Annotated in this window: 33 protein-coding genes and 1 pseudogene; 17 read left to right on the top strand and 17 right to left on the bottom strand. The window is 69.7% G+C overall.

Going from position 1 to position 25,826, the window contains the following annotated elements; genetic code table 11:
• Nucleotide 1 precedes the first annotated feature (1 nt).
• The 4 genes from AOM45_RS47550 to AOM45_RS47535 all read right to left on the bottom strand — a co-directional run bounded on the left by AOM45_RS47550 (nucleotide 2) and on the right by AOM45_RS47535 (nucleotide 2,110).
• Complete coding sequence (locus tag AOM45_RS47550; RefSeq protein ID WP_030473806.1) at nucleotides 2-925, bottom strand: ABC transporter ATP-binding protein; 924 nt, start codon at nucleotides 923-925, stop codon at nucleotides 2-4.
• Nucleotides 882-1,334, bottom strand: a complete 453-nt coding sequence (locus AOM45_RS47545) for a universal stress protein (protein WP_051784786.1) — start codon at nucleotides 1,332-1,334, stop codon at nucleotides 882-884. Before AOM45_RS47545 ends, AOM45_RS47550 begins: the two co-directional genes overlap by 44 nt.
• A 123-nt stretch (nucleotides 1,335-1,457) precedes the next feature.
• Complete coding sequence (locus AOM45_RS47540) at nucleotides 1,458-1,772, bottom strand: hypothetical protein (RefSeq protein WP_030473808.1); 315 nt, start codon at nucleotides 1,770-1,772, stop codon at nucleotides 1,458-1,460.
• Entirely contained in the window at nucleotides 1,769-2,110 is a 342-nt protein-coding gene (locus AOM45_RS47535) for a spore germination protein GerW family protein (protein WP_030473809.1), read from the bottom strand. The genes AOM45_RS47540 and AOM45_RS47535 overlap by 4 nt, the downstream gene beginning before the upstream one ends.
• Before the next feature lie 306 nt (nucleotides 2,111-2,416).
• On the opposite strand from AOM45_RS47535, the gene AOM45_RS47530 reads away from it, so the two are divergent.
• Nucleotides 2,417-2,719, top strand: coding sequence for an HPF/RaiA family ribosome-associated protein (locus tag AOM45_RS47530; protein WP_030473810.1), 303 nt, complete (start codon nucleotides 2,417-2,419; stop codon nucleotides 2,717-2,719).
• Here AOM45_RS47530 and hypF read toward each other — a convergent pair.
• The 6 genes from hypF to AOM45_RS47500 are packed head-to-tail and all read right to left on the bottom strand — an operon-like array spanning nucleotide 2,703 to nucleotide 9,429.
• A complete protein-coding gene (gene hypF / locus AOM45_RS47525) occupies nucleotides 2,703-4,904 on the bottom strand; it encodes a carbamoyltransferase HypF (protein WP_030473811.1) in 2,202 nt (733 codons plus the stop codon). The two genes, AOM45_RS47530 and hypF, sit on opposite strands and share 17 nt — an antisense overlap.
• Nucleotides 4,901-5,542, bottom strand: a complete 642-nt coding sequence (locus tag AOM45_RS47520; RefSeq protein ID WP_030473812.1) for a DUF6084 family protein — start codon at nucleotides 5,540-5,542, stop codon at nucleotides 4,901-4,903. The genes hypF and AOM45_RS47520 overlap by 4 nt, the downstream gene beginning before the upstream one ends.
• On the bottom strand, nucleotides 5,539-6,165 hold the full coding sequence (locus AOM45_RS47515) for a DUF5947 family protein (RefSeq protein ID WP_236704100.1): 627 nt from the start codon (nucleotides 6,163-6,165) through the stop codon (nucleotides 5,539-5,541). Before AOM45_RS47515 ends, AOM45_RS47520 begins: the two co-directional genes overlap by 4 nt.
• Nucleotides 6,162-6,641, bottom strand: coding sequence for a NifU family protein (locus AOM45_RS47510; RefSeq protein ID WP_030473814.1), 480 nt, complete (start codon nucleotides 6,639-6,641; stop codon nucleotides 6,162-6,164). Before AOM45_RS47510 ends, AOM45_RS47515 begins: the two co-directional genes overlap by 4 nt.
• On the bottom strand, nucleotides 6,638-8,401 hold the full coding sequence (locus tag AOM45_RS47505) for a nickel-dependent hydrogenase large subunit (RefSeq protein WP_030473815.1): 1,764 nt from the start codon (nucleotides 8,399-8,401) through the stop codon (nucleotides 6,638-6,640). Before AOM45_RS47505 ends, AOM45_RS47510 begins: the two co-directional genes overlap by 4 nt.
• The gene (locus AOM45_RS47500) at nucleotides 8,398-9,429 is read right to left on the bottom strand and encodes an NADH-quinone oxidoreductase subunit B family protein (RefSeq protein WP_030473816.1); all 1,032 of its coding nucleotides are present in this window, start codon (nucleotides 9,427-9,429) and stop codon (nucleotides 8,398-8,400) included. The genes AOM45_RS47505 and AOM45_RS47500 overlap by 4 nt, the downstream gene beginning before the upstream one ends.
• A gap of 181 nt (nucleotides 9,430-9,610) precedes the next feature.
• On the opposite strand from AOM45_RS47500, the gene AOM45_RS47495 reads away from it, so the two are divergent.
• The 11 genes from AOM45_RS47495 to hypB all read left to right on the top strand — a co-directional run bounded on the left by AOM45_RS47495 (nucleotide 9,611) and on the right by hypB (nucleotide 16,992).
• A complete protein-coding gene (locus AOM45_RS47495) occupies nucleotides 9,611-10,141 on the top strand; it encodes a helix-turn-helix domain-containing protein (RefSeq protein ID WP_030473817.1) in 531 nt (176 codons plus the stop codon).
• 134 nt (nucleotides 10,142-10,275) lie between these two features.
• Nucleotides 10,276-10,866 (top strand): D-sedoheptulose-7-phosphate isomerase, encoded by a 591-nt coding sequence (locus AOM45_RS47490; protein ID WP_030473818.1) that lies wholly within the window; start codon nucleotides 10,276-10,278, stop codon nucleotides 10,864-10,866.
• Nucleotides 10,863-11,081 carry a HypC/HybG/HupF family hydrogenase formation chaperone gene (locus AOM45_RS47485; RefSeq protein WP_030473819.1) on the top strand — a complete coding sequence of 73 codons (219 nt, stop codon included), beginning with the start codon at nucleotides 10,863-10,865 and terminating at the stop codon, nucleotides 11,079-11,081. The genes AOM45_RS47490 and AOM45_RS47485 overlap by 4 nt, the downstream gene beginning before the upstream one ends.
• Nucleotides 11,081-11,698: a D-sedoheptulose-7-phosphate isomerase gene (locus AOM45_RS47480; protein ID WP_051784787.1), complete on the top strand. Its 618-nt coding sequence runs from the start codon at nucleotides 11,081-11,083 to the stop codon at nucleotides 11,696-11,698. Before AOM45_RS47485 ends, AOM45_RS47480 begins: the two co-directional genes overlap by 1 nt.
• Complete coding sequence (locus tag AOM45_RS47475) at nucleotides 11,695-13,011, top strand: hypothetical protein (protein WP_051784788.1); 1,317 nt, start codon at nucleotides 11,695-11,697, stop codon at nucleotides 13,009-13,011. The genes AOM45_RS47480 and AOM45_RS47475 overlap by 4 nt, the downstream gene beginning before the upstream one ends.
• On the top strand, nucleotides 13,008-13,475 hold the full coding sequence (locus AOM45_RS47470) for a hydrogenase maturation protease (protein WP_030473822.1): 468 nt from the start codon (nucleotides 13,008-13,010) through the stop codon (nucleotides 13,473-13,475). Before AOM45_RS47475 ends, AOM45_RS47470 begins: the two co-directional genes overlap by 4 nt.
• Before the next feature lie 4 nt (nucleotides 13,476-13,479).
• On the top strand, nucleotides 13,480-13,752 hold the full coding sequence (locus AOM45_RS47465; RefSeq protein WP_030473823.1) for a HypC/HybG/HupF family hydrogenase formation chaperone: 273 nt from the start codon (nucleotides 13,480-13,482) through the stop codon (nucleotides 13,750-13,752).
• A 26-nt stretch (nucleotides 13,753-13,778) separates the two neighbouring features.
• The gene (gene hypD, locus AOM45_RS47460; RefSeq protein WP_030473824.1) at nucleotides 13,779-14,906 is read left to right on the top strand and encodes a hydrogenase formation protein HypD; all 1,128 of its coding nucleotides are present in this window, start codon (nucleotides 13,779-13,781) and stop codon (nucleotides 14,904-14,906) included.
• Nucleotides 14,903-15,979, top strand: a complete 1,077-nt coding sequence (gene hypE, locus AOM45_RS47455; protein WP_030473825.1) for a hydrogenase expression/formation protein HypE — start codon at nucleotides 14,903-14,905, stop codon at nucleotides 15,977-15,979. Before hypD ends, hypE begins: the two co-directional genes overlap by 4 nt.
• Entirely contained in the window at nucleotides 15,980-16,351 is a 372-nt protein-coding gene (gene hypA / locus AOM45_RS47450) for a hydrogenase maturation nickel metallochaperone HypA (protein WP_030473826.1), read from the top strand. It abuts the gene before it with no gap.
• Nucleotides 16,315-16,992: a hydrogenase nickel incorporation protein HypB gene (hypB, locus tag AOM45_RS47445; RefSeq protein ID WP_081902824.1), complete on the top strand. Its 678-nt coding sequence runs from the start codon at nucleotides 16,315-16,317 to the stop codon at nucleotides 16,990-16,992. The genes hypA and hypB overlap by 37 nt, the downstream gene beginning before the upstream one ends.
• A gap of 4 nt (nucleotides 16,993-16,996) precedes the next feature.
• Here the strand turns inward: hypB and AOM45_RS47440 are convergent, their stop codons facing one another.
• The 3 genes from AOM45_RS47440 to AOM45_RS47430 form a co-directional block, all read right to left on the bottom strand.
• Entirely contained in the window at nucleotides 16,997-18,001 is a 1,005-nt protein-coding gene (locus AOM45_RS47440) for an MEDS domain-containing protein (RefSeq protein ID WP_236704099.1), read from the bottom strand.
• Between the two features lie 205 nt (nucleotides 18,002-18,206).
• Entirely contained in the window at nucleotides 18,207-18,656 is a 450-nt protein-coding gene (locus AOM45_RS47435; protein WP_030473829.1) for a hydrogenase maturation protease, read from the bottom strand.
• On the bottom strand, nucleotides 18,653-19,948 hold the full coding sequence (locus AOM45_RS47430; RefSeq protein ID WP_030473830.1) for a Ni/Fe hydrogenase subunit alpha: 1,296 nt from the start codon (nucleotides 19,946-19,948) through the stop codon (nucleotides 18,653-18,655). Before AOM45_RS47430 ends, AOM45_RS47435 begins: the two co-directional genes overlap by 4 nt.
• Nucleotides 19,949-20,109: 161 nt before the next feature.
• Here AOM45_RS47430 and AOM45_RS47425 point away from each other — a divergent pair, with 161 nt between their 5' ends.
• Entirely contained in the window at nucleotides 20,110-21,306 is a 1,197-nt protein-coding gene (locus AOM45_RS47425) for an RNA-guided endonuclease InsQ/TnpB family protein (RefSeq protein WP_030473831.1), read from the top strand.
• Between the two features lie 30 nt (nucleotides 21,307-21,336).
• Here AOM45_RS47425 and AOM45_RS47420 read toward each other — a convergent pair whose 3' ends face one another.
• Genes AOM45_RS47420 through AOM45_RS47405 form a run of 4 tightly spaced genes read right to left on the bottom strand, consistent with a single transcriptional unit; the run spans nucleotide 21,337 to nucleotide 24,372 of the window.
• Nucleotides 21,337-22,074 carry an NADH-quinone oxidoreductase subunit B family protein gene (locus tag AOM45_RS47420; protein ID WP_030473832.1) on the bottom strand — a complete coding sequence of 246 codons (738 nt, stop codon included), beginning with the start codon at nucleotides 22,072-22,074 and terminating at the stop codon, nucleotides 21,337-21,339.
• Nucleotides 22,074-22,859, bottom strand: coding sequence for an FAD/NAD(P)-binding protein (locus tag AOM45_RS47415; protein WP_030473833.1), 786 nt, complete (start codon nucleotides 22,857-22,859; stop codon nucleotides 22,074-22,076). The genes AOM45_RS47420 and AOM45_RS47415 overlap by 1 nt, the downstream gene beginning before the upstream one ends.
• The gene (locus AOM45_RS47410; RefSeq protein WP_030473834.1) at nucleotides 22,856-23,317 is read right to left on the bottom strand and encodes a Crp/Fnr family transcriptional regulator; all 462 of its coding nucleotides are present in this window, start codon (nucleotides 23,315-23,317) and stop codon (nucleotides 22,856-22,858) included. The genes AOM45_RS47415 and AOM45_RS47410 overlap by 4 nt, the downstream gene beginning before the upstream one ends.
• A complete protein-coding gene (locus tag AOM45_RS47405; RefSeq protein ID WP_030473835.1) occupies nucleotides 23,314-24,372 on the bottom strand; it encodes a 4Fe-4S dicluster domain-containing protein in 1,059 nt (352 codons plus the stop codon). Before AOM45_RS47405 ends, AOM45_RS47410 begins: the two co-directional genes overlap by 4 nt.
• 155 nt (nucleotides 24,373-24,527) lie before the next feature.
• Between AOM45_RS47405 and AOM45_RS47400 the strand changes: the two genes are divergently transcribed.
• The 4 genes and pseudogenes from AOM45_RS47400 to AOM45_RS47390 form a co-directional block, all read left to right on the top strand.
• The gene (locus tag AOM45_RS47400) at nucleotides 24,528-24,938 is read left to right on the top strand and encodes an Hsp20/alpha crystallin family protein (RefSeq protein WP_030473836.1); all 411 of its coding nucleotides are present in this window, start codon (nucleotides 24,528-24,530) and stop codon (nucleotides 24,936-24,938) included.
• 104 nt (nucleotides 24,939-25,042) lie between these two features.
• Nucleotides 25,043-25,171: pseudogene (locus AOM45_RS53970) on the top strand (helix-turn-helix domain-containing protein); the annotation flags it as partial.
• A 33-nt stretch (nucleotides 25,172-25,204) separates the two neighbouring features.
• The gene (locus AOM45_RS47395) at nucleotides 25,205-25,528 is read left to right on the top strand and encodes a helix-turn-helix domain-containing protein (protein ID WP_236704098.1); all 324 of its coding nucleotides are present in this window, start codon (nucleotides 25,205-25,207) and stop codon (nucleotides 25,526-25,528) included.
• The coding region (locus tag AOM45_RS47390; protein WP_156249783.1) for an IS3 family transposase at nucleotides 25,525-25,826 on the top strand (302 nt) is incomplete at its 3' end. The genes AOM45_RS47395 and AOM45_RS47390, both read left to right, overlap by 4 nt.

Genomic DNA, 25,826 nt, shown 5'->3' with positions numbered 1-25,826 from the left:
CTCACTCCCGCAGCGCTTTGCCGGTCAGGTGCAGGAACACGGTCTCCAGGTTCGGTTCGGTCACCTCGACCGACCGCACCACGACACCGTTGGTGGAGATCGCCGCGAGGACAGCGGGCAGGCATTCCCGCGCGTCGTCGACCACGAGCTCGAGTCCCTGTCCGTGCGGCGCCACACCGCGCACGTTCGCGATCGCCCCGAGCACGGCGGTGGCGTGGCCGAGATCTCCGTCGAGCAGCAGCGAGATGCGGTCGCGTTCGCCGAGCCGCTCGACGAGTTCGCGGCGGGTGCCCTCGGCGATCAGGTGGCCGGAGTCGATGACACCGACCCGGTCGCACAACCGCTCGGCCTCCTCCATGTAGTGCGTGGTGTAGAGAATTGCCATGCCCTGGGCGGCCAGCTCGCGGACGTTCTCGATGATCTGGTTGCGGCTCTGCGGATCGACCCCGGCCGTGGGTTCGTCGAGCACCAGCAACCGGGGCTCGTGCAGCAGCCCGATCGCGACGTTGAGCCGTCGCTTCATCCCCCCGGAGTACTCGCGGGCGAGATCGCCGGCTCGCTCGGTCAGGCCGACCACGTCGAGGACGTGGTCGACCCGTTCGCGGCCGGCGCCGTAGAGGTTCGCGAAGAACCGCAGGTTCTCCCGGCCGGTGAGGTCCGGGTACAGAGCGAGTTCCTGCGGCACGTAGCCGACGAGGCGTTTGGCGGCGATGGCGTGCGTCGACATCGCGATGCCGTCGACGAACACCTCGCCCGCGTCGCGTTCGAGCACGCCGGTGATCATCGAGATCGTGGTCGTCTTGCCCGCGCCGTTGGGACCGAGCAGGCCGTAGGTCTCGCCTTCCGCGATCGTGAACGACACGTCGTCCACGGCCACGACGTCATCGAACCGGCGTCTCAGGCCGGAGCATGAGAGGACCGTCATGGTGCGCTCCTTCCAGCGGGACGGCGACCACCGGGCAGCGGGCGTGCCTCAGGCAGTAGCTGGTGACGGCGCTCATGACCAGCACTCCGGCCTTGTCGTAGCCGTGGTCGCCGACCACCAGAAGAGCAGCGTCCTGCGAGAACGCGACGAGCGTGGGGCCGGGCTGGCCGAACGGCACGTCCTGGTCGATCCGGACACCGTCCGCCGTCAGGCCGAGGGCGTCGACCGCGGCCGCGAGCTCGTTGCGGTGCGTGTCGGCGAACGGGCCGGACGACTGGCTCAGCTGGCAGACGGACAAGGCGAGCACGGACGCGTTGGTGCGCTTGGCTTCCTGAACGGCCCAGACGAGTGCGGCCTTCGCGGCAGGCGACCCGTCGACACCGACGACGATCCGGGAAGGGGAGTTCATGATTGGCTCCTCGGGTGGGGTGCGGCTCAGCGTGCCCGCGCGGGCCGCTCGCCGCGCAGGGTCTTTCGTCCCTGGTGCCGACTGCGAACGAATCGTCCACTGAGGACGGATCAGGTTTTCGGCCTATGCCGTCGCCGACGCCTTGCGGCGCCGCCTCGACACGTGCCTGTGCCCGCCGAAGACGGTGTGCAGCAGCCCGATCCCGGCGACGAAGCCGAAGTCGTACCAGTTCCCGTTGTTGCGCACCTCGTAGATGTTCACGTTGTCGTTGAACAGCGAGATGATGAACGTGACCGGGTAGATGAACCCGTGCCAGAGGCCCTTCCAGAACCCGGCCGGCTGCACACCGTCCACGTGGGACACCACGTTCGGTCCGGCCGCGCAGGCGGTGACGAGCACCGCGACAGCCAGGAGGAGCAACCACAGTTTCGTCTTCATCGCGGCTGCGCCTTCAACTTGACGATGCGCACCGCCACGAAGAGCGCGGCGATGGCGACCGCACCCGCGGTGGCGACCAGCTTGTTCACGTCGACCGCCGGCTCCCAGCGGACCTTGCCGTCAGTGATGACGAACGCCCCGGTGGGCTTCGCGTTGAGGCCGAAGCCGCCGCCCTCGCCCTCCTGGCCCTTCTCGTCCCGTCCCGTGCCACCGCCCGATCCGCCGGAGAGGGTGGCGGCGGCGATCACGGTGATCCCGTCCTTCTCGTACGGCTCGGCGTAGACCTTCCTCGCCTCGAGGGAGTCCTTCGTCTTCGTGATCAGCTCGTCGATCTTCATCACCGCTCCTGGAGGTCGATTTCCTCCTGCCAGCGTCGGCCGGGCCGCGGTGGCGGGACAGGGCCTCAGGTCCTCCCGCACCAGGGACCAGTCCTCGTTCAGCGGTCTCCGTGTCCGCGACACCGCTGTCGTGGCTGCTCGTCATCGGTTCGCGGGGTCGCGATGTCGTCTGACGGGGTCCGCAGGTGCCGCCGACGAGCTCTTCCGGCAGGGACCCAGGTCCCGCCGAAACCGGCTCTTTCGGACCTGTCGAGGAGAGATCGACACGGGTGAAAGTGCGGGTGTCACTTCGCATGGAGGTTCACCATGAAGCACGCAGGCGCGACGGAGATCGGCAACGTCGTGGTCGAGCTGGACGGCCGGATCGCGGCCGAGGCCAGGCAGTACGCCCACGACAAGATCAGCCCCCTGGCCCGCTACGCGCCGGAGCCGACCGAGTTCGCCCACGTCCGGCTCACCCCGAACGGGCCGCGCACGATCACCGTGCACGCCAACCTCGACGTCAACGGCACCCCGGTCGTCGCGAAGGCGGAGGCGCCCACGTACGAGGAGGCGGTGGACGCCGTGCACGACCAGCTCCACAGCCGGCTGCTCAGGATGCACAACTGACGAGGGCCGCGGCGACGGCGGCCTGCCCCAGGCTGATGCCGCCGTCGTTCGGGGGCACCCGGCGGTGCGTGAGCACCCGGAACCCCGAACGCCGCAGTCCGTCGACGGTGCGGCGCAGCAGCAGGGCGTTCTGGAACACCCCGCCGGACAACGCGACCGAGGTCAGTCCGGTCTCCTCCCGCGCCGCTGTGCAGCAGGCCACGATCGCGTCGGCGACGCCGTTGTGGAACCGGGCGGCGACCACGCCCGGATCGACGCCCGCGCACAGGTCGGCGACGAGGGCTCGCAGCAGATCTTCACCGCACACGACCAGGCCTTCGGTCCCGGCCCGGTAGCCGTCCGAAGTGGACGGATCCGCGCGCTGCTCCAGCTCGACGGCGGCCTGGCCCTCGTAGGTGATCACGTCCCGCACGTCCAGCAGCGCGGCCGCAGCGTCGAACAGCCTGCCCGCGCTGGACGTGAGCGGTGCGTTCACCCCGTTGCGCGCCATCGCGACCACGGGTTCCCAGCGCGACTCGTTGCGCCGCGCCACCGGAAGCCGCACCTCCGGGAGGTACGCCGCGGCCATCCGCCAGGGCTGTCTGATCGCGGTCGCGCCACCGGGCATCGGCACCGGTTTCAGGTGCCCGATGCGCCGATAGCCGGCGAGGTCGGCGACCAGGAACTCCCCGCCCCAGATCGTGCCGTCCGGCCCGTAGCCCGTGCCGTCGAACACGACCGCGATGACCGGCCCCTCCTCGTCGTTCTCGGCCAGGCAGGACGCTGCGTGCGCGTGGTGGTGCTGCACACCCACCAGGTCGACGCCGACGAGGTCGGTGGCGTACCTCGTGGAGCGGTAGTCGGGGTGCAGGTCGTGGGCCACGACCCGCGGCGTGATGCCGAACAGCCGCCCGAAGTGCTCGACGGTCCTGGCGAAGCGGGTGAACGTCGCGTGGTCGCTCAGGTCGCCGAGGTGGGGCGACAGGAACGCGCGCTCGTCCCGCACGAGGCAGAACGTGTTCTTCAGCTCCGCGCCACAGGCGAGAATCGGCAGCGGAGTGCGCACGGGCAGGCTGACGGGTTCGGGCGCGAACCCCCTGGCACGACGCAGCACGCGGCCTCCACGCACCACCGAGTCGTCGGCGGGAGAACGGATCGGGCGGTCGTGGGTCAGCACGGCGTCGGCCACCTCGCCGAGTGAGCGCGCGTGACGGTGGGCGATCGGTTCGTCCGAGACGTTCCCACTGGTGAGCACGATCGGTTCACCCAGCTCGCGCAACAGCAGGTGGTGCAACGGCGTGTACGGCAGCAGCAGGCCCAGTTCGTTCGTCCCGGGAGCGACCGCTTCGGACACCGGTGCGCCTGCCCGGCGGGGCAGCAGCACGATCGGGCCGCGCGGATCGCGGAGAGCCTCGGCGTCGTCGACCTCGCACAGCTCGGCGGCCTGGCGCAGATCGGCGACCATCACCGCGAAAGGCTTGTCCGGGCGGCGTTTGCGGGCGCGCAGCACGGCCGCGGCCGCGGGATGCGCGGCGAGCACGGCGAGGTGGAAGCCGCCGAGCCCTTTGACCGCCAGCACCTGTCCTTCGGCGAGCCGTGCGACGGCCTCACCGAGCGGATCCGGGCTGTCGCCGAGCACGAGACGGGGCCCGCAGCCGGGGCAGCAGATCGGTTCGGCGTGGAAGCGCCGGTTGGTGGCGTCGGTGTACTCCGTCCGGCAGTCCGCGCACATCGGGAACCGCGCCATGGTCGTCCGCGCCCGGTCGTACGGCACGGCGCGCACGATGGTGTACCGCGGGCCGCAGTGGGCGCAGTTGACGAACGGGTACCGGTAGCGGCGGTCGGCCGGGTCGAACAGCTCGCGCAGGCAGTCCGCGCACGTGCCGACGTCCGCGGGCACGAGCGCGGACGGCTGTGGGCCGGCGCGGCTGGTGCTGATCCGGAAGCCCGTCGTGCCGCGGGCGGGGCGTTCGGACACCTGCACGCGGTCGATCCGGGCTCGCGGGGGAGCGTCCCTGCACAGAACGGCCAGGAACTCCGCCACGTTCTCCGGCGTGCCCTCGATCTCGATGAACACGCCTTCGACGTCGTTGCCGACCTGCCCGCTCAGCCGCAGCCGGGAGGCCAGCCGGTGCACGAACGGGCGGAACCCGACGCCCTGCACGACACCGGCGACGCGGAGGCTCCGGCCGACGCGGGCGCTCACCGGTCCTGCGCCCGCACCTCGGCGAGCAACGCGGCCACGGCGTCGTCCCAGGTCGTGAACGCGTGCTCGGACCGGAAGCGCTGCAGCTCGTCCATCGTGTCCTGGCGCAGCCGCAGCCACGCGCTGCCGGGGAAGTGGTAGTCGACGGTCCTGCGCCACACCTCCACCGGGAGTGCGAAGGACTCCTCGTTGCTCCACGGCACCTGGCGGACGCGCAGCCTGCCGTCGTGACGGCCGAACACCGTGCCGCTGAACAACAACAGCAGCGGGATCGAACCCTGGTCCAGTGCGTTGAAGTACTTCGTGGACGCGACCTCGAGGTCGTACGAGCACGGCACGTCGAGATCGACGACAGTGCTGCCGGTGAAGCCCGGCACCATCGCCGGCACCGTCGCCAGCGACACCGGCTTGAGCGTGCGCGCCCACCGGCCGGTGTCGCCGAACAGGTCGACCAGGCGCCGGGCCTCGTCCGCGGAGTAGCGCCTGCGGTGCGGCTCGATGCGGATCTGGCAGCGCAACGCCACGGCGTCGACCGGTTCGTCGCCGCCCTGGCTGATCCGCAGGCGCAGCGTGATGGCGGGCACGGCGGCGTACGGGTTGGCCTGTGCGTCAACGCATTCGAAGTGCAGTGAGTTCATGGTCGTGCCTTGTCCCTGATCTCCGCGAACAGCGCCTCGATGTGCTCCCGCAGCTGTTCGCCGCCGTCGAGGCCGGTCCAGTACAGCCGGATCGTGCCGACCAGCCGGTAGCAGACGTCGACCGGCACCAGGAAGCAGTCGGCGCCCTTCTCGGTGCGGCGGAACAGGATCGCCTCCACGTCCGGCTCGGCCATCGTCAGCAGCGGGTGCGCCACGGCCAGCCGGTTCCACACGCCGGTGTCGAGCGGGCGTTCGGTGGCACCCGCGGGACTGGGGTGGAACACGGTGACGCCGGTGCTCGTGCGGAGCAGGAACGCGGTGCCCACCGGGATGTCCAGCACCTCCCACTGCGCGGCGGTCACCGGGTGTTCCGGGTCCCGGAGGTAGCGCTCAGGTACGGCGCGATAGCGCGTTCGGTGATCCTTGTGCCGGGTGAACAGGAGGAAGCACGCGCGGCAGGAGCACATGAGCGCGCGGCGCTGGACGTCGACCACGTGCCCGTGCCGCGAAGCGACCGGGGTGCCGCACAGCTCGCACCGCTCCAGCTGTTCCATCCGTGCGGCGCGCTGTTCGCGCAGGAAGTGCGGTGTGCCGGTGAAACGGCGCAGGCGGTGAGGGCTCACGACGCCACGCTCCACCCCGGTGGTGGCCTCATCCCGATCTGCAGGAGCGGGCCGGCGGTGGTGATCTCGACCGAGACGACCTCGGGCGCGGCGTCGAGCACCGCCCTTTCGACCACGGCCTGTGCGCTGGAACGACAACCACCGCGCAGCCGCAACCGCACGACCCCGCTGTCGTCGATGCCGAGGTACTCGACCGCGTCGAACGCAGCGAGCGCGCGGCGGATCCGGCTGTCCGGGTCGTCCGGGTGCAGGTCGTGCACCATGAGCAGGCTCGCCACGAGATCGTCCGCGGCGATCGTCCTGAGCAACGTCGCGTCGTGCTCGCGCAGCACCGCGACGATGCGCGCGAGGCCGTCGCCGTACAGGTCCATCAGCACCCGCACGAGGTCTTCCGCGACCTCCCGGTCCTCACCCGAGCGCAGGGTGGCGAGCAGCTCCTCGACCTTCTCGCCCGCGCTCTCCACGTCGTCCGTCACGGCGCACCACCGAACGCGTGCGGCGTGTGGATCTTGGTCAGCGTCGTCCCGGCGCCGATGGACATGTGGACGCCGCAGGGCATGCACGGGTCGAAGCTGCGCACCGCCCGCATGATGTCGATGCCCTTGAAGTTCTCCCTGGTATTCTCCTCGAAGATGGGGGTGTTCTGCACCGCGTCCTCGAACGGGCCGGGTGTGCCGAAGCTGTCGCGCACGCTCGCGTTCCACGGTGTCGGCGGGTACGGCTGGTAGTTCGCGATCCGGCCGTCGCGGATCACCATGTGGTGCGAGAGCCCGCCGCGCACCGCCTCGGTGAACCCGCAGCTGAACGCGTCGTCGGGCACCGTGAACTCCGACCACGTGTCCGTGCGCCCGCCGCGGACCTCGGCGAGCGCGCGGTCGCAGAAGTGCAGCGCCAGCGCGGCGATGTAGGCCTGGAAGTAGGTGCGGGCGCGGTTGCGCTCGATGGCGTTGCTCCAGCGGGGGATCCGCCACTCGAACGTCGCCTCCGGCCGGGTCATGGTGCGCGGCAACGTGATGCGCACGCTGTGACCGGTCGCCTCGACGTGGTCGGTGCGCACGAGGCCGGCGAGCGCGGTCGTCCACAGCCTCGCGAGCGGCCCGCCACCGGTGTCGAGCGGGAGGTGCTGTTCGCCGTCGAACCACCGCGGCGACATCGTCCACGAGTACCTGTCGCCGAAGTCCCGCTTGCCGGGCCTGGGAATCGTGTGCTGGTTCCACGGGTGCCGCGCGTCGACCGGGTTGCCGAGGTCGTCGTGCGTCACGAACCTGTCCATGCCCTCCCAGTCGTCGTAGAACGACGAGCCGAGAAGGATCCGCATGCCCAGGTTGATGTCCACGAGGTCGGTCGTGACGAGCTTCCCGTCGACGACGATTCCCGGCGTGATGAACATCTTCCGGCCCCACGAGGCCATGTTGCGGTAGGTGAAGTCGCAGTGCTCCGGATCGTTGAGACCACCCCAGCACGCGAGCAGGACCCGCCGCCTGCCGACCTCCTCGTAGCCGGGCAGGGCGGTGTAGACGAAGTCGAACAGGTCGTCGTGCATCGGCACGACCTTCTTCATGAACTCCACGTACCGCATCAGCCGGGTGAGGTAATCGGTGAACAGCTGCAGCGTGGCCACCGTGCCGACCCCGCCGGGGTACAAAGTGGACGGATGCACGTGCCTGCCCTCCATCAGGCAGAACATCTCCCTGGCCTGCCGGGAGATCTGCAGCGCCTCGCGGTAGAACTCGCCCTCGAGCGGGTTGAGCGAGCGCATGATGTCGCCGATGGTGCGGTAGCCGTGCACACCGGCGTGCGGCGCCTCGGTGCGGTTCGCCAGCTCCAGCACCCCGGGGTTGGTCTCGCGGACCATCTTCTCGCAGTAGTCCACACCGACCAGGTTCTCCTGGAAGATGTTGTGGTCGAAGAGGTACTCCGCGGACTCGCCCAGATTGATGATCCACTCCGCGAGGTGCGGAGGCTTGGCGCCGTACGCCATGTTCTGCGCGTAGACCGAACACGTCGCGTGGTTGTCCCCGCAGATGCCGCAGATGCGGCTGGTGATGAAGTGCGCGTCGCGCGGATCCTTGCCCTTCATGAAGACGCTGTAGCCGCGGAAGATCGACGAGGTGCTGTAGCACTCGACCACCCGCCGTGCTGCCCAGTCGATCCTGGTGTGGATGCCGAGACTTCCGACGATCCTGGTGATCGGGTCCCAGGTCATCTCGACGAGATCGTGGTTCTTGGCGGTCATCGCGGTACCGGGCTCACTGCCTTCGTTCTGACGTCCCGCAGGACGCGGATGGCGGTGCCGGTCAGGGTTCTGGCCGGCGCGGGGGTGGTGCCGCCGAGCGGGTGCTCCATGAACGGCATGAACTTGTCGGGGAAACCAGGCATGGTGCAGGCGATGCAGATGCCGCCCACGTTGGGACAACCGCCGATGCCGTTGATCCAGCCGCGCTTGGGCACGTTGCACCGGACCACCTGACCCCAGCACCCGAGCTTCACGAGGCACTTCGGCGAGCCGGGCCGCTGGGCGAAGTCGTCCTGCTCGTAGTAGCCGGCCCGGTCGCAGCCCTCGTGCACGGTGGTCTCGAACAACCACCTGGGGCGCAGCGCCTCGTCGAGGTCGATCATCGGCGCGTTGCCCGCGACCTGGTAGAGCAGGTGCAGGATGGTCTCGGAGAGGTTGTCCGGCTGCACTGGGCAGCCGGGCACGACCACGATCGGGATGCCGTCCTTGGACTTCCAGTCCCAGCCGAGGTGGTCGGGCACACCCATCGCGCCGGTCGGGTTGCCCTCCATGGCGTGGATGCCGCCGTAGCCCGCGCACGTGCCGACGGCGAGGACCGCGGTCGCCTTGGGCGCCAGCCGGTCCAGCCACTCGGTGGTGGTGATGGGCTGGCCGGTCGCGCGATCGGTGCCGAAGCCGCACCAGAACCCGGTTTCCTTGTTCCGCTCGTCCGGCACCGAGCCCTCGACGACCAGCACGAAGGGCTCGAGCTCACCGCGGTCGGCCCGGTGCCACCACTCGATGAAGCTGTCCGCTCCGCCGCTCGGGCCGCACTCGAAGTCGAGCAGCGGCCAGTGCATCGCGACGCGGGGGAGTCCTGGCAGGCCGCCGAGGACGATCTCCTCGATGCTGGGCTGCGTGGCGGCGGTGAGGGCGACCGAGTCGCCGTCGCAGCCGAGGCCGCCGTTCATCCAGAGGACGTGCACCACGGGTTCGGGTTCGACCTGGGCCTGTGCCGGGGTGCCGGGCGGTTGCTCGGCCCTGGTCATCGCCGGACACCTCCTGGTGAAATAGTGCCGGAACGCGCGAAGCTCAATTTTTCGTGCTTCGGGGGCGGTCGGGGAGCCGCAACGCTAGACCTTTCCTCGTTCCTGTCGCAAGACTGAACTGTCGGCGCACCGGACAATGCTGTCGCGGCGTTAGCATCGAGGTCGCGGAAGGGCGGTTTGCGTGCCTGAGTCGATCGAGATCTTTCCCGTCGTGGTGCTCACGAGGGTGTTCGCGGCGCGGCCCTCCGCCGTTCCGGAAATACAGGACTTCATGCGCAGGTGCATGGCGGACGCACCGCTGTCCGACGACGACGCCCGCGAGCTGAACAGGACGATCATGGAGGTGCTGCTGGCCGCCGCGGGGCCGGCCGGGAGGATTCACGTTTCGTGCCGGACCTACCCCGACAAGGTCGAGTTCGACGTGCTGCCGGGGTCGGCCGAACTCCTTCACCCGGTTGGCCGTCACCCGGAGGAGTCGACTTCAGGCAGGTCAGAAGTGTCCGTTTCGCAGGATCCGGTCGCACTGCCGTCCAGCTTCGCCGAGTGGATCACGGAGGTCCTGCGCCGCGAGGGGCTGACGCGGGAGGCCGCGGCGAGGCAGCTCGGCGTCTCCGTGAAGACCGTCAGCCGCTGGGCCGGCGGCGAGACCGAGCCCCGCCTGCGCGAGCTGCGGCGCGTTCAGGACCAGTTCGGCGACATGCCGTTTCGCTGACCGTCGAATTCGATTCGGCCAGACCGGTGAGTTTCGCCGTCGCCGGGAATCGCTGCCCTTGCGCGTGGTACCGGACGTGAAGTAAACAACCGGCCTGGATTGTGGAAAATCGGTTTCGAGGTGAAGAAGAGCACGTGGGAAAAGCTCCGGCTACTGACCGTTCCGACCGCTTCTACGAATTGTCACGGCGGCGCGCGGTCCCATTGGAAGAGCTCGCCGGGCACGCCGAGGAGATCGCGCGCGTCTGCCTGCGGATGGCCGAGCGGTTCCGGGCGGGAGGCAAGCTCGTCGTCTTCGGCAACGGCGGTCCGAGCACCGACGCCCAGCACGTCGCCGTGGAGTTCGTCCACCCGGTGATCGTGGGCAAACGCGCGCTGCCCGCCGTTTCCCTCACCTCGGACGTCGCCACGCTCACCGGTGTCGCCGTGCGCGAGGGGTTCGCCGAAACCTTCGCGCACCAGGTCCGCTGCCTCGGTGAACCCTCCGACATCGCACTCGGCCTGTCCGCGGACGGCGAGTGCGAGAACGTCCTGCGCGGACTGGCGGTGGCACGCGAGCGCGGCCTGCTGACCGTCGCGCTGGCCGGTGGAGGCGGAGGCCGGCTGGAGGCCGACCACGTGCTGGCGACCGCGTCGACGGATCCGTTGGTGGTCAAGGAGATCCACGTGACCGCCTACCACCTGCTGTGGGAGCTGACGCACGTGTTCCTGGAAGGTGCGGTGTGAGCGACGAGAAACCTGTGTGCCGCGAGGACGTCTGCATCACGTGCGCGGACCTCGCCGCACCGGGCACGGTGGTGCGGTTGCTCGACGAGGACATGGCGGTGGTCTGGGCGGAGAACGGCTGCTTCCAGGAGGTGAGCGTCGCACTGGTGACCGCACAGGTCGGCGACGTGGTGCTGCTGCACGCCGGTGAGGCGATCGCGGTGGTGTCCCGATGATGGAGGCGCTGTACCCGTTCCTGTCCGACCAGCGGTCCGAAGTGGACACCCTTGCTCAGGTGGCCGAGTCCACCAGGGAGAAGATCAGGGACGCGATCGCCCTGCGGGACAGGGTGTTCGAGGCGGACTCCGCCCGGCTCGCGGACTGCGCCGAGGCGATGGCGGAGCGGTTCGCCCGCGGTGGCAGGCTTCTCGCGTTCGGCAACGGCGGCAGCTCGACGGACGCCCAGGACCTCGCGAGCCTGTTCGTGAGCGCGGCGCACCCGCTGCCCGCGATCGGGCTGACCAACGACATCGCCGTGATCACCGCGTTGTCCAACGACGTCGGGTTCGACGTGGTGTTCTCCCGGCAGATCGCGACGTTCGGGCGCACCGGCGACATCGCGGTCGGCCTGTCGACCAGCGGCAGCTCCGCCAACCTGGGACCGGCCTTCGCCGAGGCCCGCCGGCGCGGCCTGCTGACCGTCGGGTTCGCTGGTGGTGACGGTGGCGCGATGGCGGCTTCGCGCGACATCGACCACCTCTTCGTCGTGCCTTCGTCGTCGGTGCACCGGATCCAGGAGACGCAGACGACGCTCTACCACGTGCTGTGGGAGCTCACCCTGGAGCTGCTGTGAGAGACCTGGCGAAGGCGATCGCGGACGCCGTCCTGTACGAGGGCTACCTGCTCTACCCGTACCGCGCGTCCGCGCCCAAGAACCGGCTGCGGTGGCAGTGGGGCGTGCTGATGCCTCCGTCGTTCACCACCGGCGGCGAACACCCGGACTCGCACGCCGAACTGCTCGTCGTACCCGGCCACGACGCCGTGTTGCAGGTTCGCCTGAGGTTCCTGCAACTGCAGGCCCGTGTCGTGGAGGTCGACGACCGGGCGGTGCCGTCGGCGGTGGTGGCGGGACGCGAGTACACGACGTGGGACGAGGCGGTGGAGCGCGAGGTCGACGTGGAGCTGCCGCTGGGCAGCGCCGGCAGCTTCCCGTTCGAGATCGCCGGCGGCCAGGACGTCGAGCCGATCGCCGGCGGAATCCGGCTGGTGCGCCGCCGATCCGTGCTCTCGGGCGCGGTGACCGTGCACGCGGACGTCGTGCCGCCAGGCCTGGTGCGGCTGCGGCTGGACGTCGTGAACACCTCCCCGTGGTCACAGCCGGACGCGGACCGCGGCGCCGCCGTGCACCACGCGTTGATCGCCGCCCACACGCTGCTCTCGGTGTCCGAGGGATCCTTCATCTCGCTCATCGACCCACCGGAGTGGGCGGCGCAGGCGGTGGCGGACTGCCGCAACGAGCGCACCTGGCCGGTGCTGATGGGCGGCCCGGGCCGCAGCGACACCGTGCTGTGCGCGCCGATCATCCTCTACGACCACCCGCAGATCGCCGCGCAGAGCCACGGCGACCTGTTCGACGGCACGGAGATCGACGAACTGCTGACCCTGCGCACGATGACGCTGACCGACGAGGAGAAGCGGCAGGTGCGGGCGACGGACGCGCGGGCGGCCGAGCTGCTGGACCGGGTGGAGGGGTTGCCCGCGGCGTCGCTGGAGGCGTTGCACGGCACGATGCGCCGCGAGGAGCCGGGTGTGGGGGCGCTGTCGTCCGCGGCGGATCTTCCGGAGGCGGGCGCGGGCGCTGTGCCCTCGCCGCTCATCGAGCCGGCAAACCCGGCCGCGGACTGTGACAGCGAAGGCCCCGACCACGTGCTCGTCGGCGGAACCGAGGTCGGCAAGGGCTCCAAGGTCCGCCTGCGCCCTTCCCGCGCCGCCGACGCCCAGGACATGTTCCTCACCGGCCGCGTGGCCGAGGTCCGCCGGGTCCTGTCCGATGTGGACGGCGCCTGGCACCTGGCCGTGACGCTCGACGACGACGAAGCCGCAGACCTGCTGGACGAGTGCGGCCTCTACCGCTACTTCGCTCCGGAGGAGGTGGAACCGCTGTGACCGAGCGGGTGCTGGTCGCCGGGATCGGCAACGTGTTCCTCGGCGACGACGGCTTCGGTGTCGAGGTGGTCAGGCGTCTGGCCGGTGTGCCGCTGCCGGAGTGGGTGCGGGTCGCCGACTACGGCGTGCGCGGGTTGCACCTCGCCTACGACCTGGCCGGTGCCGACCGCGAGCTCACGATCCTGGTCGACGCCACCGAGCGCGGAGACGAGGCGGGCACCGTGCACGTGGTCGAGCTCGACACGTCGGTCCGCGGAGAGCCCTGCCTGGACGCGCACGGGATGCAACCGGACGTGGTGCTGAACCTGGTGGCGTGGCTCGGCAACGAGCCGCGGAGAGTGGTGCTGGTCGGCTGCGAACCCGAGGTGCTCGACCACCGGATGGGGCTGAGCCCGGCGGTCGAGCGGGCCGTCGGCACCGCGGCCGGCGCGGTGGTCGACCTCGTCGTGAACCACGGCAGGTGACCGGATGTGCCTGGGCATACCGGGAGAGGTCGTCGAGATCCAGGAGGACCACCCGGACCTCGCGAAGGTGGACGTCAGCGGCGTCCGGCGCACGATCAACATCGGTCTGCTCGCCGACGAGGGCGTCAGCTGCGGTGACTGGGTGCTGATCCACGTCGGCTTCGCGATGTCGAAGATCGACGAGGAGGAGGCCCGGTCGGCGCTCGAGTTCCTGGAGACCCTCGGCAAGGCGTACCAGGACGAGATGGACGCGCTGCGGGATTCCCAGATCGACTAGCCCGAACCGACCAGAAGGTGCGCGACATGCGGTTCGTCGACGAATATCGCGACGCGGACAAGGCCAGAGCCCTGGCGGCGGAGATCGCCCGCCTGTGCGGGCCGGGCCGCGAGTACAAGTTCATGGAGGTCTGCGGCGGCCACACGCACACCATCTACAAGCACGGCATCGAGGACTACCTGCCGGAGAACATCACGCTGGTGCACGGTCCCGGCTGTCCGGTCTGCGTTATCCCGATGGGACGCGTGGACGACGCGATCCACATCGCGCGCCAGCCCGGTGTGCTGATGACGTCGTTCGGCGACATGATGCGGGTTCCCGGCGGCGGCGGGAACTTCTTCGACTCCAACGCCGAGGGCACGAACATCCGGATGGTCTACTCGCCGCTGGACGCGCTGAAGATCGCGCGGGAACGGCCGGACGTGCGGGTCGTGTTCATGGCGATCGGGTTCGAGACCACCGCGCCGTCCACGGCGATGACCGTGCTGAGGGCGGCGAAGGAGGGGCTGGAGAACTTCTCGGTCTTCTGCAACCACGTCACGATCCTCCCGGCGATCAAGGCGATCCTGGACTCGCCGGACCAGCGGCTGGACGGTTTCCTGGGGCCTGGTCACGTGTCCACGGTGATCGGCTGCGAGCCGTACCGGTTCATCGTGCGGGACTACGGGAAACCGCTCGTGGTGGCTGGCTTCGAGCCGTTGGACGTGCTGCAGTCGATCTACCAGCTCATGCTCCAGGTGCGCGACGGGCGCGCCGAGGTCGAGAACCAGTACGCGAGAGTCGTTCCGTGGCAGGGGAACCCGACGGCGCTCAAGGTGATCACCGAGGTGATGGAGCTGCGGCCGTACTTCGAGTGGCGCGGTCTCGGGTTCATCTCGCACTCCGCCCTGCGGCTGCGCGAGGAGTACGCCCGCTTCGACGCGGAGCGCCTGTTCGACCTTCCCGGTGTGCGGGTCGCGGACCCGAAGTCCTGCCAGTGCGGCGAGGTGCTCAAAGGTGTGCTGAAACCGTGGGAGTGCAAGGTGTTCGGCACCGCCTGCACCCCGGAGACCCCGATCGGCACGTGCATGGTGTCGCCGGAGGGTGCCTGCGCCGCCTACTACAACTTCGGCCGGTTCACCCGAGCCCGCGTGCGGGAAGCGAGTGTGCGATGAACGACAGGGAACAACAGGTGCTGGACCGCATCGAGCGGGCTCGCAGGCGCCGGGCCGGGGTCAAGGAGGAACGGATCACCCTCGCGCACGGCGCGGGCGGCAAGGCGACCAGCACGCTGATCGACGCCGTCTTCCTGGAGGAGTTCCGCAACCCGAGGCTCGAACCGCTGACCGACGCGGCCGAGCTGGAGATCGGGTGCTCCCGGCTGGCACTCAGCACCGACTCGTTCGTGGTCACCCCGTTGTTCTTCCCCGGCGGTGACATCGGCGACCTGGCGGTGAACGGCACGGTGAACGACCTCGCCGTCTCCGGTGCCCGGCCGCTCTACCTGACGGCAGGTTTCATCCTGGAGGAAGGACTTCCGGTCGCCGACCTCGAAAGCATCGCCGCCTCGATGGCGGCCGCCGCCGAGGCCGCCGGCGTGCTCGTCGTCGCCGGCGACACCAAGGTCGTCGAGCGCGGCAAGGGCGACGGCTGCTACATCAACACCGCCGGGGTGGGGGTGGTCGAGCACCCCTGGCGGCTGGGCACGTCCGGTGTGCGGCCGGGTGACGCGTTGATCGTGTCCGGGCCGATCGGCGACCACGGCGTGACGATCATGCTGGCGCGCGGCGATCTCGGGATCGAGGCGGAAGGTCTGGTCTCCGACACCGCGCCGCTGCACGGGGTCGTGGACGCCTTGCTGACGGCCACTTCCGGTGTGCGGATGATGCGCGACGCCACGCGCGGCGGTGTCGCGACCGTGCTGAACGAGATCGCCAGGGCGGCGGAGGTCGCGGTGGTCGTGGACGAGGACGCGGTTCCCGTCCGGCCGGAGGTGCGGGGAGCGGCCGAGCTGCTGGGCATCGACCCGTTGTACGTGGCCTGTGAGGGCCGGTTCGTCGCCGTGGTGGACGGGGCCGAGACGGATCGCGCTCTCGCCGCGCTGCGAGGCCATCCACTCGGTGCGGGCGCGGCGGTGATCGGACGCGTCGCCGCCGATCCGCCCGGTCTGGTGCTGCTGCGCACCGGGTTCGGCGGCACCAGGATCTGCGACGTGCTGGTCGGCGACCCGCTGCCGAGGATCTGCTGAATGCACGAGGTGTCGATCACCCAGGAGGTCGTCGCGGCGATCGCCGAACGCTTGGGGGACAAGAGGGTCACCGTGGTGCGGCTGGAGATCGGCAAGCTCTCCGGCGTGGTCGCCGACGCGGTCCGGTTCTGCTTCGACCTGGTGGCCGAGGGCACGACGGTGGCGGGTGCCCGGCTCGAGATCGCGGAACCGCCCGGCCGCGTCCTGTGCCGCGACTGCGCCACCGAGTACGAGGCCGACTCCCTGATCGTCCTGTGTCCTGCCTGCGGCAGCGCGCACGCGGAAGTCCTGTCCGGCAACGAACTGCGCATCAGATCAGTGGAGGTGAGCGTTCCGTGTGCGGCACCTGCGGCTGCTCCGCGAACTCGGTGACCATCCCGTTGGAGCAACGGGTGCTCGCCCGCAACGACGACCTCGCCCACCGCAACCGGGAGTGGCTCGCGCAGCGGGACGTCCTCGCGGTGAACCTGATGAGCTCACCGGGCTCCGGCAAGACGACCCTGCTGGAGCGCACGATCCGCGACCTCGGCGGGGATCCGGTCGTGTCGGTGGTCGAAGGCGACCAGGAGACGTCCTTCGACGCCGAGCGGATCCGCGCGACCGGGTGCCGGGCGGTCCAGGTGAACACCGGCGCGGGCTGCCACCTCGACGCGGGCGTGGTGGCAGCCGCACTGGACGACCTGGCACCGCCGGCGCACTCGGTGGTCTTCGTCGAGAACGTCGGCAACCTGGTGTGCCCGGCGCTGTTCGACCTGGGCGAGCGGCACCGCGTGGTGGTCGCGTCGGTCACCGAGGGCGAGAACAAACCGCTGAAGTACCCGCACATGTTCGCCGCGGCGGACGTGGTCGTGCTCAACAAGACAGATCTGTTGCCGCACCTGGACTTCGACGTGGACGCCTTCGCCGGGCACCTGGACCGGGTCAACCCGCGTGCCGCGCTGATCCGGTTGTCCGCCACCGGGGGCACCGGCTTCGAGGTGTGGACCGACCTCGTCCGCGGCTGGGTTCCGTGACCGCTCAGGCGCCGAACGCGAGCCGCTGCCTCTCGGCGCGCTTCATCTCGCCGCCCGAGTCGCCGGGCATCGCCAGCTCGATGGTGCAGCCGGACGCGTCCGAGGTCACGTCGAGCCACTCGCAGATCTGGTTGGTGAGCCACAGGCCGTCACCCGGCTCGCGCACCACGTCGGGCGGCCGGTAGCCGAGGAAGGTCGGCACGCAGGCGAGCGGCTCGTCGCTGTGCAGCGTGCACACGATGCGGCCCGCGGCGGGCCGCAGCCACACCGCGGCCCGCTCGACCCCCTGGCTGTCGAGGTACTCGACAGCCTCACCCACGGCGATGCCGAACATGCCCGCCGCGGCGTCGTCGGACCGCAGCAGGCGGGCGGCCGCCCTGAGCGCGTACCGGCGCACGGCGGTCAGGTCGCCCTCGAACCGGAAGAGCCCTTCGGCGGCCGCCGGTGGCATCGGTTCCACGTGCGACCGTGCGAACTCCTCCGGCCGCATGAACAGCGAGGAGGGCTCGACCCGGTGTCCCACCACGCATTCGGGATGGGTCCGGCGGGCGTCGTCGACGATGTGCGGACTGGTTGTTCTGGTGTCGTACGGGCAGATCATCCAGATCTGGGTGTCGGCCAGCACGACGTTGAGCGCCGCCTCCATGCGCTGCCACGCCGACACCTCGCGGGCGGGCCTGTCGGTCCACTCCGGTTCGGACAGCACCCGCACCGCACGGGACGTGGCCGGGGAGTGGTGGCGGCTCCAGTAGCGGTGGATGGCCGTGGCCCGCTGCGGCGGTCTCAGCCCGAGGTGCTCCCGCTCCACGTAGTCGACCTCGGCCTCCTGACCGATCTCGGCGTGCAGGAGTTCCAGGTTCGCCGGAGTCGTGGCCACCAGTACGGGTTCGTCGCTGCGCAGTCCACCCAGGACGAAGGGGACTGCCATCGCGAGAAACTCCGCGTCGCTGCCGTAGAAGCAGCCCTGGTGGAGGAAGGCGGGGTGCGCCGAGGTCCTCAGCGTGATCACTCTCCCAATCGATCGGGCGTGAATTTCAGTCGGGTGACGACTTGTCCGACGCGTGTCACAGGTGGCGGACGGAAACGCGTCGGCCGGATACTAACGTTCGGGCAACGACCGTGGAACTCCCATTTGTGGCCGCCTTGACCAGCGCAAACGGACAGATCTGGGAATTGTGGGACACATCTGTCCCGGCCTGGGGCAACGCCGGAAATCAATGACCTGGCATTGGGAATTCGGTGGTCACCTCGGTCAGCACCGCCGCGGTCAGCGGAACCACCGCGGCTTCCACAGCAGGGCTCAGCGACGTTCCGAAACCGACGTCTGCCACCTCCACGGCGTAGATCACCAGCTGCTGCGGGCGGCGGTCGAGTGCCTCGGCGAGCTCCACGGCCTCGGGAACACCGAAGCCGTGGGAGCTCGCGGCGGGAATGCTGTGCGGCAGGGTGGTGCGGTGCCAGCGGCCGGGCACCGACGGCGTGCACCGGACCGCGTCGACGATCACGACGACCTCGGCCCCGTCCCACGCCTCCATCAGCCGGACCGGGTCGCCGTCGCTGATCTCCGCGCGGATCCCGGACGCGGCCAGCGCGCGAGCCACGGCGGGACCCACTCCGTCGTCGCGGCGGAACTCGTTGCCCACCCCGATCACCACCACGCTCACGTTCGCTCCCTGGTGAAGTCGAGGAAGTGCGCGGAGCAGGAGATGCACGGGTCGTAGTTGCGGATCGTCTGTTCGCACAACGACTGCAGCGCGTGGTCGTCGAGGTGCTGGTGAGAGTGGACCACCTGGGTCACGTCCGCCTCGATCGCGGACTGGTTCTGGGACGTGGGCGGCACGATGTCGGCGCTGAGGATCCGGCCCGCCTGATCGAGCTCGTACCGGTGGTACAGCAGGCCGCGCGGTGCCTCCGTGATGCCGTGCCCGACGCCGGCACGCGGGTTCACCTCGACCGCGGGCGAGTCCGGCCGCTCGTACGACTCGATGATCCGCAGGGCTTCCTCGACCGCGTACACGACCTCGACGGCCCGCACGACGATGCTGCGGAACGGGTTGCGGCACACCGGACCGAGCCCGGCCGCGTCGGCTGCCTCCCGTGCGACGGGGGAGAGGCGGTCGGAGTTGAGGCTGTACCTGGCGAGCGGGCCGACCAGGAACATCCGGTCGTCCAGCCGCGCGTGCAGTGCCGTCGAGTGCGCCACCTGGTGTTCGACGACGTGGCGGCCGAACTCGGCAGTCGGGAAGGCGAGACCGTTGCTGACGCAGGGCTCGCCGCGATCGAGCGGGTAGCCCTCGACGTCTCGCAACGCCAGCAGGTCGTGCGGCACCTCGAGGTCGGGGAAGTCGAACCCGGCCACCCACTCCAGGGTGCCCAGCGCGTCGTACAGCGCCTGGTGCAACGTCTTGGCGAGCGGCCGCAGCTCCTCGGGCGTGGGCACCCGGTAGAACCCGCCGACGCGGACGTTGACCGGGTGGATCGCCCGTCCGCCGACCAGGTCCATGATCTGGTTGCCGGCCTTCTTCAGCGCCAGCCCGCGTTCGACGATCGCCCGGTGCGCGCCCGCCATGGCGATGCCGTCGGGGAAGCCGAGGAAGTCCGGCGCGTGCAGCAGGTGGATGTGCAGGGTGTGGCTGGAGATCCACTCACCGCAGTACAGCAGCCTGCGCAACGCTCGCAGCTGACCGTCGACCCGCACGCCGCACGCGTCCTCGATCGCGAGGCACGCGCTCATCTGATAGGCCACCGGGCAGATGCCGCAGATCCGTGCGGTGATGTCGGGAGGTTCGCGGAAGTCCCTGCCACGCAGGAACGCCTCGAAGAACCGCGGTGGTTCGTAGATGTTCAGCTCGACGCGGTCGACCTCACCGTCGACGGTGCGCACGTGCAGCGCGCCCTCGCCCTCGACCCTGGCCAGGCCGGCGACCTGCAGCGTTCGGTTCGCGCGATGGGTCATCGCGGCCTCCTTTCGTGGATACCCCAGTCTTGAGGCCGGGGAGGAAACGAACCTGCTGCGGAGCAGGGCGGGGTGCGGCGATCAGCCGTCCAGGCTGATTCGTCGTGCTCGTGTGATATCCCGGCCGCGGGTTCGTGATCCGGGTCGGTAGGGTGTGACGCGTGTTGTCGGAACCTGTGAAGCGGGCGTTCCGGTACCGCTTCTATCCGACGGAGGCGCAGGCGGCGGAGTTGTCGCGCACGTTCGGGTGTGTCCGCAAGGTGTACAACCTGGCGTTGCAGGCTCGCAGCGAGGCGTGGGCCCTGCGCGGGGAGCGGGTCGGGTACGAGGCCACGTCCGCGTTGCTGACCGCGTGGAAGCGCACCGAGGAACTCGCGTTCCTGGCGGAGGTGTCGGCGGTGCCGTTGCAGCAGGCGTTGCGGCATCTGCAGACGGCGTTCGGCCATTTCTGGGCGAGGCGTGCGCGGTTTCCGCGGTTCAAGTCGCGGAAGAAGTCGCGCGCCAGCGCGGAGTACACGCGGTCGGCGTTCCGCTGGCTCGACGGGACGTTGACGCTGGCGAAGATGGCCGAGCCGCTGGACATCCGCTGGTCGCGGCCCCTGCCCGAAGGGGCAACACCGTCGACGGTGACCGTGTCCCGGGACTCGGCGGGACGCTGGTTCGTCTCCCTGCTGTGCGAAGACCCGAGCGTGACGCCGTTGCCCGCCACGGATGCGGTGGTGGGGATCGATGTGGGTCTTGATCACCTGCTGGTGCTCTCGACCGGGGAGAAGATCGGCAATCCCCGGCACGAACGGCGGGACCGCACGGCATTGGCGAAGGCGCAGCGGACGTTGTGCCGCAAGCAGAAAGGCAGCAACAACCGGAACAAGGCCCGCGTCAAGGTGGCCCGTGTGCACGCCCGGATCGCCGACCGACGCACCGACTACCTGCACAAGATCACTACTCGGCTCGTGCGTGAAACCCAAACTCTCGTGATCGAGGATCTCGCGGTGTCGAACATGGTCGGCAACCACCGCCTCGCCCGCGCCATCAACGACGCGGGCTGGCGGCAGTTCCGCCAGTTTCTGGAATACAAGGCGAGCTGGCACGGGCGGAACGTGATCGCGATCGATCGCTGGTTCCCGTCGTCCAAGCTCTGCTCGGCCTGCGGCGCCCTCGCGGCTGAGATGCCGCTGCACCTGCGCACGTGGACCTGTGGCTGCGGCGCGTCCCATGATCGGGACGTGAACGCGGCACGCAACATTCTGGCCGCCGGGCTGGCGGTGACAGTCTGTGGAGCCGGTGTAAGACCTCAACGGAACCCTCCGGGCGGGCAGTCGGCTACGAAGCAGAAAACCCCGCGGCGCGAGCCGTAGGAATCCCCCTCATTCACGAGGGGGAGGAAGTCAAGTCCACTCCGCGTTGGCGTTGAAGGTGCGGAACACCAGGTGCAGCTCGTCGTCGCCCATGCCGCTGCGCCGCAGCAACGGCACGAGCGCGGGCACGTTGGGCTGGTTCATCGGACCGAAGCAGCCGTAACAGCCCCGGTCGACCGCAGGACACAACGCGCCGCAGCCGGCGTGCGTCACGGGGCCGAGACACGGTGTGCCGTGCGCGACCATCACGCAGGTGAGGCCACGCCGCTTGCACTCCGTGCACACGCTCGTGTCGGGCAGATCCGGCTTTCTCCCCGCCAGCAACGCCGTGAGCACCTCCAGCAGTTGCCCCTTGTCGATGGGACAGCCGCGCAGTTCGTGGTCCACCGCGACGTGCGCGGAGACGGGCGTGGAGGTGCCCAGCGTCGCGATGTGCTCGGGGCGGGCGTAGACGATCGAGCGGAACTCGTCGACGTCGGCGAAGTTCCGCAACGCCTGGATGCCGCCTGAAGTCGCGCACGCGCCGACGACGACCAGCACCCCCGACTGCTCCCTGATCCAGCGGATCCGCTCGGCCTCTTCCGGCGTGGTCACGGATCCCTCGACGATCGAGATGTCGTAGGGGCCGGGCTCGCTGACGCTCGTGGCCTCCAGGAAGTGGGCGATGTGGACGCGTTCGGTCAACGGCAGCAGCTCGTCCTTGCAGTCCAGCAGGGTGAGCTGGCAGCCGTCGCACGAGGTGAACTTCCAGACGGCGATGCTCGGCATCACAACTCCTTCGCCAGCAACAGCGGTTCGGCCGTCGGATAGCCGGTGACCGGGCCGTCGCGGCACAGCAGCAGCGGCCCGAGCTGACAGTGCCCGCACAGTCCGATGCCGCACTGCATGTTGCGCTCCAACGACACCTGGATCCGCTCGGCGCGCACGCCCCGGCCGAGCAACGTCCTGGCGCAGAACCGCATCATCGGCTCAGGGCCGCACAACAGCGCGGTGGTGCGGTCGGGGTCGAGCGGGATCGACGCGAGTGGTTCGGTGACGAAGCCGACGCGGCCGTGCCAGTCGTGGTCTCCGTGGTCGACGGTGAGCACCACGTCCACATCGGACAGTCCCGCGAGCTCGTCCTGGTACAGCAGGTCCTGCCGGGTTCGCGCGCCCGCGACGAGCACCGTGCGCTTGGCCGGGTGGCCGAGCACGGGACGCAGTGGCGCGAGGCCGATGCCGCCCGCGACCACGAGCAGGTCCTCCGCGCCGTCGAGTTGCCACGCCGTGCCGAACGGGCCTCGGACCCCGATCACCGTGCCGGGTCCGGCGTCGTGCAGCGCCCGGCTCACCGCGCCGACAGCGCGGATCGTGTGCACGAGCGTGCCGTCGCCCGGGATCCCGCTGATGGAGATGGGCACCTCGCCGATGCCGTGCGCGTAGAGCATCGCGAACTGGCCAGGACTGAACGCGGGCAACGACTCGGCGACCGGCCGCAGCACCAGGGTCACCGAGTCGTGTGTCTCTACGGTGCGTGTCACGACCTGGTAGGGCGTCGGCGTCCAGGTCGTCATGCGGGGTTCCGGTAGAGGTCGAGCAGCCGGATCCGGGTGGCCTGCAACCGGTTCAGCAGTGCGTCGATCAGGATCAGGGAGAGCTGGTAGCCGAGCGCGGGGTCCTCGTCGGCGAGCACGCGCAACGCCCCGGTGTCCACGACAGCCGCTCGCGTCGAGGTCACCGCGGTGGCGCCGAAGTGCCAGCGGTACGGCGGCACGAGCCACGACCAGCCGAGGAGTTCACCGGGTCCGATGCTCTGCAGGGCGACCTTGCCGCGCGGGGGCACCACCGTGTCGATCACGACGCACCCGGTCAGCACCACCCAGCACTGGTCGGCGAGCCCTCCTTCGTCGAACAGCCGGGTGCCGGCTTCGTAGGTCTCGATCCGGCTGACTCCCGCGATCGCCGCGCGCTGCGTGTGTGACAGTCGCGTGAGGAGGGGAAGTGCGTCGAGATCGGTCATGGGAGTGGTCATGGTTGTTCACTTCCCGCCAGAGCTGCCGCTTCCTCGGTGATGTCGATCCCGGCCGGGCACCACGCGATGCACCGTCCACAGCCGACGCAGCCGGACGTGCCGAACTGGTCGTGCCACGTGCCGAGTTTGTGGGTCATCCACTGGCGGTAGCGCGAGGCACCGGACGTGCGCACCGCGCCGCCGTGGAGGTAGGAGAAGTCGATCTCGAAGCACGACGCCCAGCGCTGGGAGCGTTCCGCGTTCCCGTCGAGATCGGTGGTGTCCTCGACGGAGACGCAGAAGCAGGTGGGGCAGACCATGGTGCAGTTGCCACAGGTGAGGCACCGTTCGGCCACTGCCTCCCAGTGCGCGGAGTCCCGGTTGCGGGCGAGGAGGTCGCGCAGGTCCAGTTCGGGCATCGCCCGGCCCATGCGGTTCGCGGCGGCCTCGACGTCCTGCTCGGCGAGCGCGACGTCGTCCGGTGACGCGGCACGGGCGGGCACACGAGCGAGGACCTCGGCGCCTTCACCGGTGCCGGAGGTGGCGAGGAACCGGTGACCGGTGGAGTCGATCCGTTCCGTCAGCGCGATGTCGTAGCCGGAGCCGGCGGCAGGTCCGCAGCCCATCGAGGCGCAGAAGCACACCTCGCCGGGCTCCGTGCACTGGGCGGCGACCACGAAAGGCGCTCTGCCGCCGACGATCTGCCGCAGCTTGGTGATCGCGGCCAGGTCGCAGGGCCGCACACCGAGGAACGCGTAGTCCGGCGCGTTGTCCTCGACGGGGTGGAATCCCGCGGGGTCACTGGAGATCAAGGCTCGGCGGGGCGGGTGCAGGAACCTCTTCCACGACTGCGGACCGGCCGAATGGCCGAAGACCGCGGTGTCCTGGCGACGGCGTACCCGGTAGTGGCCGGGACCTGTCCCGACGCCCCACCCGCTCGGCAGGTCCGCGGCGGAACCCAGCTCTGCCAACGTGATCGCGTCGTCCCGCAGGACCGGGCCGACGACCACGCGGCCGTCCTGCCTCAGCACGCCGATGAGCGCGTCGAGACCGTCGAGGTCCAGCACGACCTGCATGTCCGCCACCTCCTGAGTCGTCTCCCATCGTCACGGCAGGGCAAGCCCGCCCCCAGTGACCAAGGGCCCATCCGGTGAGGCGCTTCGGTCCCTGTCCTCGCGGTGCGTCCGGTGGTGGGCTGGAAGTGTTGGAGCGCAACAGGAAAGGAGATGACATGACCTCGCTGGCTCGCCGTCCGGCAAGCTCGCTGCTTCCCGACCTGTGGGAGATGTTCGACGCCACGTGGCCGTTCGGGACCCGGCATCCGATGCACATCGAGGACTTCGTCGAGGAGGGCGCTTACGTGCTCCGCGCGGAGTTGCCGGGTCTGGACGCTGCGAAAGACATCGACGTGAGCGCGACCGACGGCACCCTCACCATCACCGCCCAGCGGGAGGAGACGAAGAAGGACCAGCACCGTTCCGAGTTCCGCTACGGCTCGTTCAGCCGGACCGTGTCGCTGCCCTCGGGCGCGGACACCTCGAAGATCTCCGCCGAGTACAAGAAGGGCATTCTCGAGGTCCGCGTGCCGATCGCCGCACCGCCGGAGGAGCGCAAGGTTCAGATCGACGTCCAGCAGGACTGACCGCTTCGACGATGAAGGGCTCCTTCATCCACCTCACGTGGATGTGAACCGCTCCCCGGAAGTTGGACTGGGAATCCAGTTCCGGCTCTCCGGGGAGTGGTGGGGTGCATCCAGGTAGTTCGTTGTCTGAGCGGGAGCGGGCATCCGCTGTCGTGTTGTTCGAGAACGGGTATGGCGCGAAGGCTGTGGCGACCCGGTTGGGTGTGTCGCCGACGGCGGTGCGACGCTTGCGTGATCGTTGGATGCTGCGGAGCGCGGGAGCGCTGATGAGGAAGCCGGGCAAGCCGTCGTTCACGTTCGAGTTCAAGCTCGAGGTCGTGCGCCGGTATGTCAGTGGTGAGGCGACGGCGCTCGAGCTGGCGCGCGAGCACGGTCTGTCCTCGCCCAAGCTGGTCGAGACCTGGGTTCGGGCGTATCGCAGTGAGGGCGAGGAAGCGTTGCGGCCCAAGCGGAAGGGCCGTCCTGCCGGTGGTGCGTCCGCGCCTGCCGACAGTGAGCTGGAACGGTTGCGGGCGGAGAACCTGCTGCTGTCCGCGGAAGTCGCCTACCTGAAAAAATTGCGGGCCTTGAGGGAGCAGGGGCGAGGGTGAAAACCCAGATCATCGCCGCCCTCAAGGCTGAGTTTCCGCTGCCGGTGCTGCTGGCGGTCGCCGGCCTGACCCGCTCGACGTTCTTCTACCACCAGGCCCGCCTGGACCGGCCCGATCCGCATGCCGAGCTCAAGGCGGCGATCACGGAGGCGTTCGAGCAGGCCAAGGGCCGCTACGGGCACCGGCGGATCCACACGGTGCTGACCCGCCAAGGCTGGCAGGTGGCCAAGAAGACCGTGCTTACGCTGATGAACACGCTGGGTCTGGTCTGCATAGTGCGGCGGCCCCGGCGGTACCG

It is taken from the genome of Lentzea aerocolonigenes (assembly GCF_000974445.1).
Taxonomy (GTDB): Bacteria; Actinomycetota; Actinomycetes; order Mycobacteriales; family Pseudonocardiaceae; genus Lentzea; species Lentzea aerocolonigenes.
The sequence above is the reverse complement of the archived record's forward strand: the minus strand, read 5'-3'. Positions and strand labels throughout refer to the sequence as shown.

Coding starts and splice junctions, on each gene's coding strand:
- AOM45_RS47535 (WP_030473809.1), bottom strand. CDS start 2,110: ATGAAGATCGACGAGCTGATCACGAAGACGAAGGACTCCCTCGAGGCG.
- hypA (WP_030473826.1), top strand. CDS start 15,980: ATGCACGAGGTGTCGATCACCCAGGAGGTCGTCGCGGCGATCGCCGAA.
- AOM45_RS47550 (WP_030473806.1), bottom strand. CDS start 925: ATGACGGTCCTCTCATGCTCCGGCCTGAGACGCCGGTTCGATGACGTC.
- AOM45_RS47545 (WP_051784786.1), bottom strand. CDS start 1,334: ATGAACTCCCCTTCCCGGATCGTCGTCGGTGTCGACGGGTCGCCTGCC.
- hypD (WP_030473824.1), top strand. CDS start 13,779: ATGCGGTTCGTCGACGAATATCGCGACGCGGACAAGGCCAGAGCCCTG.
- hypE (WP_030473825.1), top strand. CDS start 14,903: ATGAACGACAGGGAACAACAGGTGCTGGACCGCATCGAGCGGGCTCGC.
- AOM45_RS47430 (WP_030473830.1), bottom strand. CDS start 19,948: ATGACCCATCGCGCGAACCGAACGCTGCAGGTCGCCGGCCTGGCCAGG.
- AOM45_RS47530 (WP_030473810.1), top strand. CDS start 2,417: ATGAAGCACGCAGGCGCGACGGAGATCGGCAACGTCGTGGTCGAGCTG.
- AOM45_RS47480 (WP_051784787.1), top strand. CDS start 11,081: ATGGAGGCGCTGTACCCGTTCCTGTCCGACCAGCGGTCCGAAGTGGAC.
- AOM45_RS47540 (WP_030473808.1), bottom strand. CDS start 1,772: ATGAAGACGAAACTGTGGTTGCTCCTCCTGGCTGTCGCGGTGCTCGTC.
- AOM45_RS47415 (WP_030473833.1), bottom strand. CDS start 22,859: ATGACGACCTGGACGCCGACGCCCTACCAGGTCGTGACACGCACCGTA.
- AOM45_RS47505 (WP_030473815.1), bottom strand. CDS start 8,401: ATGACCGCCAAGAACCACGATCTCGTCGAGATGACCTGGGACCCGATC.
- AOM45_RS47400 (WP_030473836.1), top strand. CDS start 24,528: ATGACCTCGCTGGCTCGCCGTCCGGCAAGCTCGCTGCTTCCCGACCTG.
- AOM45_RS47395 (WP_236704098.1), top strand. CDS start 25,205: ATGAGGAAGCCGGGCAAGCCGTCGTTCACGTTCGAGTTCAAGCTCGAG.
- AOM45_RS47410 (WP_030473834.1), bottom strand. CDS start 23,317: ATGACCACTCCCATGACCGATCTCGACGCACTTCCCCTCCTCACGCGA.
- AOM45_RS47420 (WP_030473832.1), bottom strand. CDS start 22,074: ATGCCGAGCATCGCCGTCTGGAAGTTCACCTCGTGCGACGGCTGCCAG.
- AOM45_RS47405 (WP_030473835.1), bottom strand. CDS start 24,372: ATGCAGGTCGTGCTGGACCTCGACGGTCTCGACGCGCTCATCGGCGTG.
- AOM45_RS47500 (WP_030473816.1), bottom strand. CDS start 9,429: ATGACCAGGGCCGAGCAACCGCCCGGCACCCCGGCACAGGCCCAGGTC.
- AOM45_RS47465 (WP_030473823.1), top strand. CDS start 13,480: ATGTGCCTGGGCATACCGGGAGAGGTCGTCGAGATCCAGGAGGACCAC.
- AOM45_RS47520 (WP_030473812.1), bottom strand. CDS start 5,542: ATGAACTCACTGCACTTCGAATGCGTTGACGCACAGGCCAACCCGTAC.